This is a genomic window from Gracilibacillus halotolerans, assembly GCF_014206945.1.
Lineage (GTDB): Bacteria > Bacillota > Bacilli > Bacillales > Amphibacillaceae > Gracilibacillus > Gracilibacillus halotolerans.
In genome coordinates this window covers 1-13,389 of record NZ_JACHON010000015.1, presented here as the reverse complement: position 1 = coordinate 13,389, position 13,389 = coordinate 1, and the positions used below count along the sequence as shown (strand labels likewise).

The following is a 13,389-nucleotide window of genomic DNA, read 5'->3' as shown; positions in this document are numbered from 1 at the left end:
TCTCTTCTTTCTAATCACCGAGATAATAACTCTATTTTAACACGAATAGGATGGCAGTGGACACCTTGTTCTTTCTTCTACCTTAAGCCTCTATTTACAGGAAAATCTTCACTCTCAAAATTCAGTAAAATAAAAATCCCCCCTTACAGCTGACAATAGTTAAGGGAATTTCACCCGCCAGCTATAAAGGGAGTAGTTAAATTTTACGCTTTCTCGAAGAGAAATTCTTCTCCAGCTTTAAACGTATTCTCTAACACATAAATACCTTTTTCTTGAGGAGCATTCGGTAAGCCAAGCTCTTTCTGTGAACAAAGCATGCCATATGACTCAACTCCTCGAAGTTTAGAAGGTTTTATTTCCAAACCACTAGGCATGATAGCGCCAATTTTAGCAACGACAACCTTTTGATCTTCTGCTACATTAGGTGCACCACAAACAATCTGTAGTACTTCTTCACCTACATCCACCTTACACACTTTTAATTTATCCGCATTTTCATGAGCATTTACTTCTTTCACATGGCCAACAACAAATTTCGGTGAGAGATCTAATTGCTTTTCATTTTCTAATCCATTTTGTTGAAAAGCTTGCTCTAATTCATTTCTTCTACTTTCGTCCAACTTCCATTTTCCGTCCGATAAATTATTGAAATACTTGGATGCTTGGAATATATTATAGCCCACTAATTCATTGGATTCTTCGTCGATAACTTTTACAATATCTTGGTGTTTTTCAAATGTTTTTTTAGTAGCTGATTTAAGAGGTATAAGTAAAACATCGCCTACACCTTTTGAGTTATAATAAACAAACATTTACTCTTTCTCTCCTTTTTTATCTACTGGCCGGTTTTGAGCTAAAATAAAGACTGGCTCAAATTTCTTATCCTCATAAACGAACGGAAGGGATGTAATCGGCACTCTACCCTCTGCAAAGAATTTCATTGTCATTTGAGCAATAATATCATAGCCTGTCTCGTTTTTGATGTCAGCAATAATAAGTACGTCTTGATGCGGTACTGCGACGAGAACCTCACCAACTGCATTGGCTTTCATCTCTTCTAAAAATGCTTCATTTAAAATGCGGCTAGCATCATATCCATCTTGAGTCGCAATGAAATAAAAATCATTATCTGCCACAGTGTCTTTCCGTGGTTCAACGGATAAAGAACGAACATTGAACATCGAAATTTCTTTTAAACGATCTATCGTCCAACCTTGCTCTTTCAACATATTTTCATCAATTAATTGATAAGCTGTCCCTAAATCTAACGCATAATAAACATTCGTTTCCGCTGTATGTTCTGTGTACGCTAATGGAATGCCAGCTTTCGATTTTTTCGGAAATGAAGTAGCACGAATAACAGGGAAAATATGCTTTTCCTTTCCTTCTAGCTCATGCTCTTCATGCATGATTTTAAGTGATTCACTAACATGGAATACTAATTCATCTAGTGCCTTTTCTCCTCTTTGCTCATGCTTCGAAATGACATTTGGTATGTTAATGGTCACACCTTGCTTTGTATCCTTCCATTCAATTCGATACGTGTCTTTCTCTCTATTAAAAGACGTACTCCAATCATCATGTTTAAATAATTCATCAAGACGCTTCTTCATTTTAAAAGACGTCATTTTCATCCTATCATCCTCCTTCTGGGAGTCAGAGCCTATCCTATTTTATCATTCATTTCTATATTTGAGAAATATCTGATGTCACAGTTAAATTTTTTGCACCTCTATCTCAAAAAAATTTAATTTCTAGCTAACATTTGTCTTTTCTCTTCGTATCGTGTTGTTAGTAGTACGACAGCAAGTAAGATTACTGCGAGTACACTAAGGGAGATAACACCGTTTAAAAAACTAATATTCGAATTTCCAGTTTCATAGGCCAGTAAATTAGTAACCACATCAGCACCTGAAAAATAAGTAAAAGGATTAAGATGGAGAATAGAATGCAGCATATCTAATGAACGAACAACCATGGACGAACCGATGATTAGGATAATGGTTATAAGAAGTGTAATCATCCTATTCTTTACAAGAAAGCTTATTAGACTAATCATTAACACTACGTTCAATATACCTAATGTATGTAAAAAGAATGTTTTAAATAGTATCAGCCATATTGGAGCAGTCGAAAATAGGTCCGATGAATAAAGGATAACTGGGTATTGAAAGTGCCCTGTGCCTGAAATCATGCTCGCTAATCCGAAGCTAACTAGCAAGCTCATGACATAGATCAATGTGGAGGCCAGTACACTAAAAACTATTTTTATAAATATTGTTTTCTTATAACTATTCGGTAGAAGAAGGGGAATGTTGAGTCCATTCTTATACGAATTAACGAATGTCTCTGTTATAAAAACAGTGACAATAAGAACAAAAAGCGTTGGAAATAGTGAATCCATTACTCGAAAGACGTAATTGAATCCAAGTCTTTCATATCCTTCCATATCAGGTTCTGTATTTAGAGATGCTAATTGTTCGAACAACAAATACTCTCGCTCCAATGCTAAGACATGGTCTTCTGGAAATAAATCTCCACCATTCTTTTCGTGAACATCCAAATGTCCATCTATTATTTTCAGCGAATACGTTAAGGCTTCTGACCAATGCTCTTGTTCAGCGAAATGTAAAATATATTTATTCCATTCCTTTTGCTGTAATGTATCCTGTAATCCTTCTTTAAAATTTTGAGTATCTTCTGCAGAGTATTCCATATTATCAGCTAATATATTTTCGTAGTATTCTTCTATTTCTAAGATAGATTGATTGTGGGCCTTTACTTGGCCCATGTAACTATAAAAATTGGAGGCTTGAAGATTTAGTAAATATAAACCTACAATTCCGATAATTAAAAACACGATTAAGTATATATTTGTAGGGGTTTTCAAAGTTTTCTTAAATAATAGCTTGAAGTAACTCATTATTTTATTCCTCTCTTGTTACCGAAATTAATTTTAAAGATTTATCTTCCATTTCGTATATAAAATCACATATCTTGTAGAGAGTATCATTCTGATGGGAGGAAAATAAAATTGTTGTATTATTATTTTTGAGGCTTGTAATCAATCTTTCAAACCGTCTTAAACTATTAGTATCTAAACCAATAGTTGGCTCATCGAATAATAAATAAGATGCTCCACTAACAGCATACATTGAAAGTAGAACTTTTTGTTTCATACCTAAAGAATATTTTTTTATAGGCCGTTTAATATAAGTCTCCATTTCCCAAAAGCTGATTAACTCTTCTATGGACATATGTGGTTTATTTCTCCAGGTGGATTCTATAAACTTCAAATAATCTAACCCTGATAAATTTAAATCAAACCATTCGGAGGTTTCATAATAGAATAATTTCCTTTTACTATTTAAAAGGTTTAAAGTATTATCATTTTCTTTAATCATTATCGTTCCTGTCAATTCCTTTCGAAGTCCACTTATAGTTCGTAACAAAGTTGTTTTGCCACTTCCATTTCGAGCCGATAAACCATAAACATAGCCTTTGTTCAATGTCATATTTGCACCATAAAGTAAAATTTCTTTTGTAGTGAGATCTAAATTTTGTATTTTTAGCATTTGTTATTCCCCCTCCTACTCCTTATAGTTCGCACCATCAATATGTATAGCTGGTAATTTTTACATTATATCAATAAATATACACGAAATTGGTTAACAATCAATTAATTACAAGACTTTATTTAATAAATATGCAAAATAAAAAAGCTATTAACATTCATTAAGAGTGTTAACAGCTTCCTAATTATTCTTATACCAATTTTTCTATAAACGATTCAATCTCTTCTTGCGTTTTCCGATCCTTGCTAACAAAGCGGCCTAATTCTTTACCTTGATGATAGGCTAGAAAGCTAGGTATACCAAAGATATCATGTTCCTGACATATCTCTATAAAATCATCACGATCTACAAATACAAACGACCATTCAGAATATTTTTCTTCTACTTCAGGCATAAATGGGTCGATGAATCGACAATCTGGACACCAATCTGCTGAAAATAGAAAGATTACTTTTTCTTTTTGTTGCCAGTCTTGAAATTGTTCTTTTGATTGCAATGTCTCCATGCTTAACCCTCCTGTATTTCCTCATATTCTACGGAGTTAGATATGGCCATCATCATTGCTACGTCATCTACAATGCTATCTTTACCACTGATGGTTGTTAATTTCACTCCACCAACACCTAGCTGAACTTCATACTCTCCATCTAACGGATTAATATATATATAACCGAAACGCTCAGCATCTTCAAATGACTGTAACCATTCGTTTTCTCCGGTTTCTCGCACTGTTTCATAATTTAACGTACTATTTTTATTTTCTTTATCATTAATGAAAAGTATATAACTCTGTCCATCACCAGATACGAGAACAGCATTGTTATTGTTCCTTTCATCAACATCGAGTTCATCTGGAATATATAACGTGAAATTTTCAACCTCACTATTGGATTCTGGCGATGTTTCTCTAAAAGTATTTTCTGCAGTATTTATTGCTTCCTCTAATACAGATTCCTCAGTTTCTATACTCAATACACTAATCGTGATTAAAAATAATAGTAAAAGGGCGATAATGACGAACCCCATCTTATTTTCTTTCATTACATTATCCTCCTGATTAATTAGACCTATTTTCCCTTTTACTATCATACTATTTTTTTTTCGAAAAACAAGGTAACTTTTTACAATTGCTTCATTGATTGTTGGAATTCCATTTGACCTCTCAACAATTTAACAATTTCAACAAACATAGATTTTCTATTTACTAAATTATTCGATAACACACCAACAGTTCCTTCATGCTGGCGAATCGTCTCTTTATTCATTAGCTCTTCCATCATAACTCCGAGTTCTTTACCATTTATGATTTCATCACTAATGGTACTAGGTAATGGTATTCTAGCGCCACCTGCTACAAATATGTTATCAGCTGGTGTTTTTAATGCACCCCAGCTACATAGGTACCAACTGTCGCCTTGCTGATACACACCGCCTTCTAATCCAATTCCATACGTGCTTTCTGTTTGACAAGCAATCGCACGATTAATTGCACCCTGTCTTGTTTCATCATCACTTTTAGGCTGACTGCTGACCCTAGAATCTATATCAAGTGCTTGAATATCGTCTTCAGGAAAAACGGTCTTTACGGCTTCTATTTTCGCCTTATTGAGAGAACCAACTATAATAACCATGTTACCGAATCCCTTATCCGTTATTTCTAATTGTTTGTACCGTTGTTTCATCCGTATTTCTTACAAGTTTCACAAGTAATTCTTTCGCAGCTGCATAATCATCCACATGTATAATAGAAGCATGGGTATGAATATATCTTGAGCAGATGCCAATTACTGCAGATGGTACACCTTGGTTACTTACGTGAACACTTCCTGCATCTGTCCCACCTTGAGAAACAAAATATTGATAAGGTATGTCGTTGTCCTCCGCTGTTTGTAGAACAAATTCTCGAATGCCACGATGTGTAATCATAGTTCGATCAAAGATACGTAATAACGCACCTTTACCTAGCTGTCCAAATTCTTTTTTGCTACCTGCCATATCATTAGCCGGTGAAGCATCCAACGCATAAAAAATGTCTGGTTGAATCATATTAGCAGCTGTTTTTGCTCCTCTAAGTCCTACTTCTTCTTGAACAGTCGCTCCTGAATATAGTTCGTTTGGAAGTTGTTCATTCTGTACTTCCTTTAATAATTCAATTGCAAGTCCACAACCATAACGGTTATCCCAAGCCTTTGCCATAATTTTTTTAGGATTTGTCATCGGAGTAAATGGAGAAACAGGTAAAATAGATTGGCCAGGCTTAATACCCATTTGTTCCGCATCTTCCTTATTATCTGCTCCAATATCAATTAACATATTTTCTATTTTCATTGGTTTTGTTCGATCACTTTGAGTAAGATTATGTGGAGGTATGGAACCTATTACACCAATTACAGATTTCTCACCTGTTAGTATTTCTACACGTTGTGCGAGTAAAACTTGGGACCACCAACCACCTAATGGTTGAAAACGAATCATACCATTATCTGTGATTTGCGTTACCATAAAAGCAACTTCGTCCATATGCCCGGCAACTAGAACTTTCGGTCCTTTTCCTCTTTTTACACCGAAGACTCCACCAAGTCGGTCTTGAATTACTTCATCTGCGTATTCTGCAAGTTCATTTTTCATAAAATTACGCACTGCATGTTCATTACCAGGTGCCCCTGGTAGCTCTGTTAAAGTTCTAAAAAGCTCTAAAGTCTCATGATTCATTACTTCTATCCTTCCCTTCTTTTCCTTAACTATAACACGACGAAATTCGAAAACAAAGACGAATGCATGTAGTGAATTACTTGATTTCAACTACCTTTTATTCTTATGATGGAAATAGAACATATTCGAAATAGACAGAGGTGTAGGAAATGAAAAAAAGATGGGTGCTTCTTGGGTTAGTTTGTTTTGGAGCAGGATTGCTTGCAGGAAGATCAATCAAGGAAAGAGAGCATGTATCACCAGAAAAGGCTTTGAAATCGATTCGCGATATGCTTAGTGAGAAATTTACGGTTAGTGGTTCATGGATTTATATGAAGCCAAGAGATTTCAACAAAAATGGATTGAACTACACCATTTATCACGGTGGAGTGACGAAACGTTCAAATAAACAAGACACTCCTTACGAATTCTATGTAGATGCACATACAGGAACGATACTTGAATTTTTCCCTTCTCATATAGAGAACGTATAAATTGTCTCTCTACATAGTAAAAGAGTTGTAAACGCCTCTGTTAAAGATACGTTAACAACTCTTTTTTTCATGTTAGGTTTACATCGTTAATTTACTCTAGCGATACAACGATAAATAGGTTGTCCCTTTTTTGAGAACTTTTCTTCGTACTCTGTTTGTACATTAGTTGGGTCATCTAATGCATGCAAATCAAGGGATACTTCCTCAATAATTAATCCAAATTGTGAGAAACTTGCTAGGGAGTATTCGAACAATCCTCGATTATCCGTTTTAAGAATGATTTTTCCATCATCTTTAAGGATTTTCTTATATTTTTCTAAAAATGACTTGTATGTCAAACGACGTTTTTCATGTCGATTCTTTGGCCACGGATCAGAAAAGTTTAGATAAATGGCAGATATTTCTCCTGATGCAAATATTTCGTCTAAATCCTCTGCATTTTCATTCAGTAGCCTAATATTTTCCCTTTCACTTTCCCTTACTTTATCAATCGTCGTTACGATTACGCTCTTTACTACTTCTACACCGACAAAATTAACATCCGGGAATTGTTGAGCCATACCAGCAACAAATTGGCCTTTTCCAGACCCTATTTCTAAATGAATTGGAGCTTCATTTTTAAAAATATCGCTCCAGTTACCTTTATTCTCACTTGGGTTACTCACCACAATATTGGAATGTTCCTTTATATAGTCGTCCGCCCAAGGTTTATGTCGTACACGCTTAATTACTTTCTCCTTTTATTTCGTACAAGTTTATATTTTGCTCACTCCTGTATATTTTTGCACAATTTGCGAAAAATATAAGGAAAAGGAGTGGTTCAGATGTCCTTAACAACAAAGGATCAATTAGGATTACTATATGATTTAATTAGCTTACATGCTGAAGAATGTTCTGGAAGTACCGAAGAGTGTGAACAAATTTCTCGGCTAATAACTGTCATAAAAAATCATCCATCTTTTAACCAATCAGCTCTTGCCGCTCATACGCAGGCAATGGACCGATACGCAAAAGATGGAATGTCTAGTACTGATATCGACATGCATATTCATACCTATCAAAATGATTTAGAGAAGTGGGCTATGTCTATTAAAGATTCCACTCCTCAATTTGTTGATGAAGTTGAATAATTTGTTGGAGATGGTCATTGGCAGATTTATGTAGACCGTTCCGTAGATAGTAAACAAAATTCACGATCTCATCGACTAACAAATGCCAATGCATTCTTTTCATTAAATACGTACTATTCTCAATACCATATTTAGATAGCCACTGTTCCCAATCCTCTTTGGGAATATAAGATTGAAGAATTCTTCCAATATCCATTGCTGGATCTCCTACTCTAGCGTTATCCCAGTCAATTAAATACAATTCACCATGATTGGAAAGCATCCAATTGTGGTGGTTTAAATCACAATGGCAAACTACGAGTCGATCATATTGGATTTCAGGTAAGCGTGACTGTAGGTATTGTAATGTCTTGTGTATGATAATAGAGTGTTTAGCAGAATTGGTTTTATTCACTAAGTATTTTACATGTGTTAATGTATCGATTGGAGTTATCGTTCTTTTTTCAATTCGTAATAACATATCTAATAATTCCGTAGAATGATGAATTTTACTTAATAGATGAGCAACTTTCGGATGCTGCATTTCCTCAACATTTAATGCTTTACCCTCAAGCCATTCTTGAGCTGTAACGACATCACCATTTTCCAAACGTTTTGTCCATACTAACTTAGGTACAATACCTTGTGCTGATAACACTGCAAGGAATGGAGAAGAGTTCCGTTTCAAAAACAACCTTTTATATTCGGATTGTGCATAATAAGCAGTCCCAGTAGCACCGCCAGCCGATTGTATAACCCAATCTTTTCCTAAAATATGTTCCAACTCGTCACCCTCCATTCTTGCATTGTTTCAATCGTCAAAAACGTTAACCGTTCGATATATATTTTCTTACATAATGTATGAATTTATAAAAAAGAAATAGTACTACTAGATTACCGCAAATCGAGGGTGAATTTCAAGAAAAAATGACAAATTTGTTTAGTATTTTTATATTTTCTTAGATTCTATGTCGAAATAGCAATATTATTCCCAATCAGATTCACTATCTTGATTCCACTCTGGCCTTGAGACAGACACTGTATCACACTGATGTAATATCGATTCAGCTGCTTTTAATTGATCACGTTTTAAAGGCGAAACAAATTTTTGTTTCTGTTTTACCCATCCTTCTATATTCGTTTGATCTACAATTTCAGTATTATAAGGCTCTGTACGAAATTCGATTGTATTATCAAACGAAATCAGAACCTTTTTGATTGGAAAATCCAAATCATGACTAGCGAGAATACTTTGGACAATTTTCTCCGTCCTATTTACGCTTATAAGCGGACTTAATAACTTTGTCTGTATATTGTCTTCCTCGGTATACCATGTTCGACTATCTTCTACAATTAAAGCTTTCTGGGGTGCTAGATTTACCACCTTAACGATGTCGATCCCAACAGGATGAATAATAATAATATCTGCTTCTACTATAGATTTCTTGATTTTAAAAATAGGCATAAACATAACAAGAAACGTATCGGGTAATCTTTGCAGGAAAAATTTTAATAATTCATTCCTTTGATAGGCTTTATCGAAAAAAGACATTTTATCTACTGTGGAGGTTGCCCACTTTAATTGGAATGGCAGTAATGAATCTAAATAATATTTCTTTAATTCGTCTAACGTGTTCGGTATAAATTTATCCGAACGATCTTCCATATCCTCTATTTCTTCACGTTTATTAAAAAAAGATTTCCACCGAGAGTAATTAGTTGAGGAATTCAGTTCGTCATTTTTTTCATCTATTCCGTACGTACGATGTTCTTGCCAATATTGATGAAGTTTGGTCCAGTTTTCTTGTTTTAACCGTATATAGTGACCAGGATAATGATAGATATCACGCTCATAACGTGATATGTAATTTTCCAGTTTGATTAATTGAGCCATTTCCTCACCTCACATTTTAATATGAAAGACAGCCTCATATTTGGGTTCATTTTTCGGGTGTATTTTATATATTACCATCTCATCCACTTGCATTGGTGTATTAGGTATAGGCTCATTTGGCATATTAAAAGCAGATGCATCCTGTTTCCACTTTTTTGCAAGTGTTATATGTGGACGATAATTTTTATTGTCTGCAGCTAATCCATTTTCTTTAATAATCCTCTGAGTAAAGTCATACAATTTGGTAAGTGTAGGATGTTCTTCTACGCCAAGCCATACTACACTAGGCTTTTGTTGTTCTCCAAAAAAATGTAGTTCCCCAATATTCAAAGTGAAAGGACGGATGCTTATCGCTTCTTGAAGAGATTTAGCTAACGCTCGAACCTTCACTTCTTCTAATTCACCGAAGAAGTGGACCGTAATATGCAAATCATCCGGATGAACATAAACTTTATGCTGTTGTTCCCTTTTTAACTCTTGTTGGATGGGCGTTGCTAATCGTTTGATATCTTTTGTAACGGGTATAGCTATAAAGAAGTGTACCATTTTATCACCTTTTATTATTAAGTATTTAGTGAAATAGTGTAAATTGTCTGTAAATTAGATAAATTTATAGAAATCTCCAGCAAAAAAGTGTAAAATAAAATTACAGCATGAATATACTGATTGTTAGGCTATATTTGAAGGAGTGATTTTTTGAATCCATCAACCACCCGCATGCTGACTCGTGTTAAAGCTGTTTATTTCTTTATTAAAGAGAAAGGCACAGTTACCACGGGTGAAATAGCAGAAGAATTTGGAATAACAGACCGTACTGTTCAACGTGACTTACACTTGCTCGAATATAACGGGCTTGTCAATAGTCCAAATCGGGGGCGTTGGGAAATCACAAATAAAAAAGTTAAAATATCATAACAATATAGCAAGTAACTTACTTGTCCAGTATGATGCTTTGTTCGTACTGGTTTTTTATTGAGTAAATCCTTCTCTTAATATTGCTAATTCTTCGTCAGTTAATTCACGATATTCACTAAGTTTTAATTCCTCATCAAGGTTCAAATCTCCCATGCTAACTCTTTTTAAATAAACAACTTTATTTCCACGGGCTTCAAACATTCTTTTCACTTGATGGAATTTCCCTTCCGTTATCTTTACTTCTACTCTTTTATCTCCGAGAGACTTTAAAAGAGCTGGTTTTGTTTGATAACCATCATCCAGCTCGAGTCCATTTTGAAATGCTTCAATGTCTTCTTCTGTTATATCCCTTTGTACGTGAGCAATATATGTCTTAAATATATCCTTATTTGGCGATAGGAGGTGATGAGCCAACTTTCCGTCATTCGTTATTATTAGTAAGCCTTCTGTGTCTTTATCAAGTCTCCCTACAGGAAACGGGTCAAGAACTTTATCCTCATCCCTAATTAGGTCTAAAACCGTTTTATGTACCCGATCCTCAGTAGCTGTAATATAACCAGCTGGCTTATTTAACATTAAATAGATAAAAGGCTTATATATGATTTGTTCTCCGTTAACTTCAACCTTATCTTCATTAGGATTAACAGTAGCCTTTGGGCTTTTATAAATCGCATCATTAATTCGAACAAGTCCTTTTCGTATTAAATCTTTTACTTCCTTCCGGCTACCAACACCCATATTAGCCAAAAATTTATCCAGCCTAATCTTCCTCACTCCTTACTCTCTACCTATAAGACGATCAACGAAAGCAATTCTTCTTCCCGTAATTCTTTCAAACAGTGTAGAAGCATAACCTAAATAAAGATAGATTCCTCCACCAATTAAAGCTGCTATGACACCAACAAATAGAGAAGCAATTCTTCCTTCTTCATAATCCATTATCAATCCGAAGATCCATTTTACGATTATTACAGCTAAAGTCATTATAGCAGTGAAGATAAGCATTAATAGAGAAAGTTTGAATAACTTCTTCACCGGGAATGGTATCTTCTTGTGAATCCTACTTATATTAAGTAAGCTTGCTATTAATGTCGCGATAAGCGTAGAAATAACCGCACCTTTTGACTCAAACGTTTGAATCATAATCGAATTAAGTAATACTTTCGTAAGAATCCCTATCCCTAAGCTAATAAGCGTAAATTTTTGCTCATTGATACCTTGTAAAATTGATGCTGTCACCGTAAAGAAAGCCAGCGTTAATGCGGATGGTGCATACCAAGCAAGTAAAGGTCCAGCAATGTCTATATTTTGCAAGCCAAAAAGACCGCCGTATATTTCATCTGACAATAGCATGATCCCTACGACTGCAGGTAACACAAAAAACATTATGATTTGTAACGCTTGGTTAATCAGTAATTTTACCCGTTTACTATCTTTACTATTATAAGCACTTGTTATTTCAGGTAATAAAGCCAAAGAAAGGCCTGTAGCAATCGTTACAGGAAGAATAATAAGTTTATGTCCCTGAACATTAAAGATCGAGTAGGCAACCTCTGCTTCGTCTGCTAGACCGATAGCAACCATTGCATGATTAAATGTAAATTGATCTACCAATTGAAATAAGGGTATAGCCATACCTACAAAAACAAATACCCCTGAGTAGCTTATAAGCTCTCTAAGTAAATCTTTCGTCTCATATTGATATATTTTTCTTTGTCGTTTTAAGTTCTCATTAATGTGTCTTTTTCTGCTGCGCCAGTAATATAGCAACACTATCCATGACGCTAGTCCACCTATAAAAGCTGCGAATGTTGCCCATCCTACTGCAGTAACTCTCTCTCCTCCAGCTAATTGGATAATAATAAACACTACAACTAATAGAAAAACTATCCGTGCAATTTGCTCAATTACTTGAGATACAGCTGTCGGCTCCATAGATTGGTTTCCTTGAAAAAAACCCCTCATAACTGCCATCCCCGGAATAATGATTAAAGAAAAACTAACCATTCGAATGACATATTTCACATCATCAATACTAATATTCTTTGTCCCCTCATCTATTGTCCATTTTGCAATAAGATCTGCTGAGAAAAACATAACAAGAAAGCTTAGTATACCAGTTGCGAACATAATCATTACTGACATTTTAAATGTTCGATAGCTAGTATGATAATCATTTAATGTGTTATACTTTGACACAAATTTAGATACAGCTAATGGAATACCGACTGTTGATATGCTTAGAAATATTGTATATGGTCCATATGCATATCCATATAAGGTCATTCCTGTTTCCCCTACTAAATTAGTGAAAGGAATAACATATATCATACCAAGAAATTTAGATAAAAAACTTGCTACTGTTAGTAGCAAAGTTCCTCTTAAAAAGTTTGATTTCGCCATAAATTCACCATTTTCTTATCATTGTCACGTATTTATTCTATCATTTTTGTAGTATATTCACCATTTATATTATATTAAAAGAATCAAACAATAGATTAAACCTAAGCACAAAACAAAAAAACAGGTATAAGGAATCAATTTCCTCACCTGTTCTATCTTCTTCACTATATATATTATACCCTGAAAACTGGATAAGATTTTTTTGACAAGTATTCAAAACGTACAATCATTGTAGTATAGATAAGTCCTCGATCGATTAGTATTCGTCAGCTTCACATGTCACCATGCTTCCACCTCGAACCTATCAA

17 protein-coding genes are annotated in these 13,389 nt (G+C 34.6%); 3 read left to right on the top strand and 14 right to left on the bottom strand.

Annotated elements, in window-relative coordinates; all coding sequences use genetic code 11:
• Positions 1-203: 203 nt before the first annotated feature.
• The 8 genes from ytpR to GGQ92_RS12190 all read right to left on the bottom strand — a co-directional run bounded on the left by ytpR (position 204) and on the right by GGQ92_RS12190 (position 6,287).
• Complete coding sequence (ytpR, locus tag GGQ92_RS12225) at positions 204-812, bottom strand: YtpR family tRNA-binding protein (RefSeq protein WP_184249254.1); 609 nt, start codon at positions 810-812, stop codon at positions 204-206.
• Positions 813-1,634, bottom strand: coding sequence for a DUF1444 domain-containing protein (locus tag GGQ92_RS12220; protein ID WP_184249251.1), 822 nt, complete (start codon positions 1,632-1,634; stop codon positions 813-815).
• Between the two features lie 113 nt (positions 1,635-1,747).
• Complete coding sequence (locus GGQ92_RS12215; protein WP_184249248.1) at positions 1,748-2,923, bottom strand: hypothetical protein; 1,176 nt, start codon at positions 2,921-2,923, stop codon at positions 1,748-1,750.
• Between the two features lie 4 nt (positions 2,924-2,927).
• Positions 2,928-3,575, bottom strand: coding sequence for an ATP-binding cassette domain-containing protein (locus tag GGQ92_RS12210; protein ID WP_184249246.1), 648 nt, complete (start codon positions 3,573-3,575; stop codon positions 2,928-2,930).
• A gap of 190 nt (positions 3,576-3,765) precedes the next feature.
• Positions 3,766-4,080 (bottom strand): thioredoxin family protein, encoded by a 315-nt coding sequence (locus GGQ92_RS12205; protein WP_184249243.1) that lies wholly within the window; start codon positions 4,078-4,080, stop codon positions 3,766-3,768.
• 2 nt (positions 4,081-4,082) lie between these two features.
• Positions 4,083-4,616, bottom strand: a complete 534-nt coding sequence (locus GGQ92_RS12200) for a hypothetical protein (RefSeq protein ID WP_184249240.1) — start codon at positions 4,614-4,616, stop codon at positions 4,083-4,085.
• Positions 4,617-4,696: 80 nt separating this feature from the next.
• Positions 4,697-5,257 (bottom strand): DUF84 family protein, encoded by a 561-nt coding sequence (locus GGQ92_RS12195; RefSeq protein WP_246384419.1) that lies wholly within the window; start codon positions 5,255-5,257, stop codon positions 4,697-4,699.
• Positions 5,220-6,287: a M42 family metallopeptidase gene (locus tag GGQ92_RS12190; protein ID WP_184249237.1), complete on the bottom strand. Its 1,068-nt coding sequence runs from the start codon at positions 6,285-6,287 to the stop codon at positions 5,220-5,222. Before GGQ92_RS12190 ends, GGQ92_RS12195 begins: the two co-directional genes overlap by 38 nt.
• Positions 6,288-6,436: 149 nt before the next feature.
• Here GGQ92_RS12190 and GGQ92_RS12185 point away from each other — a divergent pair, with 149 nt between their 5' ends.
• A complete protein-coding gene (locus GGQ92_RS12185; RefSeq protein ID WP_184249235.1) occupies positions 6,437-6,760 on the top strand; it encodes a PepSY domain-containing protein in 324 nt (107 codons plus the stop codon).
• An 86-nt stretch (positions 6,761-6,846) separates the two neighbouring features.
• Here the strand turns inward: GGQ92_RS12185 and trmB are convergent, their stop codons facing one another.
• Positions 6,847-7,488 (bottom strand): tRNA (guanosine(46)-N7)-methyltransferase TrmB, encoded by a 642-nt coding sequence (trmB, locus tag GGQ92_RS12180; RefSeq protein WP_184249396.1) that lies wholly within the window; start codon positions 7,486-7,488, stop codon positions 6,847-6,849.
• Positions 7,489-7,584: 96 nt separating this feature from the next.
• Here trmB and GGQ92_RS12175 point away from each other — a divergent pair, with 96 nt between their 5' ends.
• Positions 7,585-7,890 (top strand): YtzH-like family protein, encoded by a 306-nt coding sequence (locus tag GGQ92_RS12175; RefSeq protein WP_184249231.1) that lies wholly within the window; start codon positions 7,585-7,587, stop codon positions 7,888-7,890.
• Here the strand turns inward: GGQ92_RS12175 and GGQ92_RS12170 are convergent.
• From GGQ92_RS12170 to thpR, 3 genes are all read right to left on the bottom strand, one after another.
• Positions 7,850-8,653, bottom strand: coding sequence for a phosphotransferase family protein (locus tag GGQ92_RS12170; RefSeq protein WP_184249228.1), 804 nt, complete (start codon positions 8,651-8,653; stop codon positions 7,850-7,852). The two genes, GGQ92_RS12175 and GGQ92_RS12170, sit on opposite strands and share 41 nt — an antisense overlap.
• Positions 8,654-8,854: 201 nt before the next feature.
• Positions 8,855-9,763: an NERD domain-containing protein gene (locus GGQ92_RS12165; protein WP_184249226.1), complete on the bottom strand. Its 909-nt coding sequence runs from the start codon at positions 9,761-9,763 to the stop codon at positions 8,855-8,857.
• Positions 9,764-9,772: 9 nt separating this feature from the next.
• On the bottom strand, positions 9,773-10,309 hold the full coding sequence (gene thpR / locus GGQ92_RS12160) for an RNA 2',3'-cyclic phosphodiesterase (RefSeq protein ID WP_184249222.1): 537 nt from the start codon (positions 10,307-10,309) through the stop codon (positions 9,773-9,775).
• Between the two features lie 150 nt (positions 10,310-10,459).
• Between thpR and GGQ92_RS12155 the strand changes: the two genes are divergently transcribed.
• A complete protein-coding gene (locus tag GGQ92_RS12155) occupies positions 10,460-10,678 on the top strand; it encodes a helix-turn-helix domain-containing protein (RefSeq protein ID WP_184249219.1) in 219 nt (72 codons plus the stop codon).
• A 54-nt stretch (positions 10,679-10,732) separates the two neighbouring features.
• On the opposite strand, the gene GGQ92_RS12150 is transcribed toward GGQ92_RS12155, so the two are convergent.
• Positions 10,733-11,443 (bottom strand): pseudouridine synthase, encoded by a 711-nt coding sequence (locus GGQ92_RS12150; RefSeq protein WP_184249393.1) that lies wholly within the window; start codon positions 11,441-11,443, stop codon positions 10,733-10,735.
• Positions 11,444-11,455: 12 nt separating this feature from the next.
• Entirely contained in the window at positions 11,456-13,081 is a 1,626-nt protein-coding gene (locus GGQ92_RS12145; RefSeq protein WP_184249217.1) for a putative polysaccharide biosynthesis protein, read from the bottom strand.
• Positions 13,082-13,389 lie beyond the last annotated feature (308 nt).

Coding starts and splice junctions, on each gene's coding strand:
- GGQ92_RS12200 (WP_184249240.1), bottom strand. CDS start 4,616: ATGAAAGAAAATAAGATGGGGTTCGTCATTATCGCCCTTTTACTATTA.
- GGQ92_RS12195 (WP_246384419.1), bottom strand. CDS start 5,257: ATGAAACAACGGTACAAACAATTAGAAATAACGGATAAGGGATTCGGT.
- GGQ92_RS12210 (WP_184249246.1), bottom strand. CDS start 3,575: ATGCTAAAAATACAAAATTTAGATCTCACTACAAAAGAAATTTTACTT.
- ytpR (WP_184249254.1), bottom strand. CDS start 812: ATGTTTGTTTATTATAACTCAAAAGGTGTAGGCGATGTTTTACTTATA.
- GGQ92_RS12175 (WP_184249231.1), top strand. CDS start 7,585: ATGTCCTTAACAACAAAGGATCAATTAGGATTACTATATGATTTAATT.
- GGQ92_RS12215 (WP_184249248.1), bottom strand. CDS start 2,923: ATGAGTTACTTCAAGCTATTATTTAAGAAAACTTTGAAAACCCCTACA.
- GGQ92_RS12145 (WP_184249217.1), bottom strand. CDS start 13,081: ATGGCGAAATCAAACTTTTTAAGAGGAACTTTGCTACTAACAGTAGCA.
- GGQ92_RS12205 (WP_184249243.1), bottom strand. CDS start 4,080: ATGGAGACATTGCAATCAAAAGAACAATTTCAAGACTGGCAACAAAAA.
- GGQ92_RS12185 (WP_184249235.1), top strand. CDS start 6,437: ATGAAAAAAAGATGGGTGCTTCTTGGGTTAGTTTGTTTTGGAGCAGGA.
- GGQ92_RS12220 (WP_184249251.1), bottom strand. CDS start 1,634: ATGAAAATGACGTCTTTTAAAATGAAGAAGCGTCTTGATGAATTATTT.
- GGQ92_RS12190 (WP_184249237.1), bottom strand. CDS start 6,287: ATGAATCATGAGACTTTAGAGCTTTTTAGAACTTTAACAGAGCTACCA.
- thpR (WP_184249222.1), bottom strand. CDS start 10,309: ATGGTACACTTCTTTATAGCTATACCCGTTACAAAAGATATCAAACGA.
- GGQ92_RS12165 (WP_184249226.1), bottom strand. CDS start 9,763: ATGGCTCAATTAATCAAACTGGAAAATTACATATCACGTTATGAGCGT.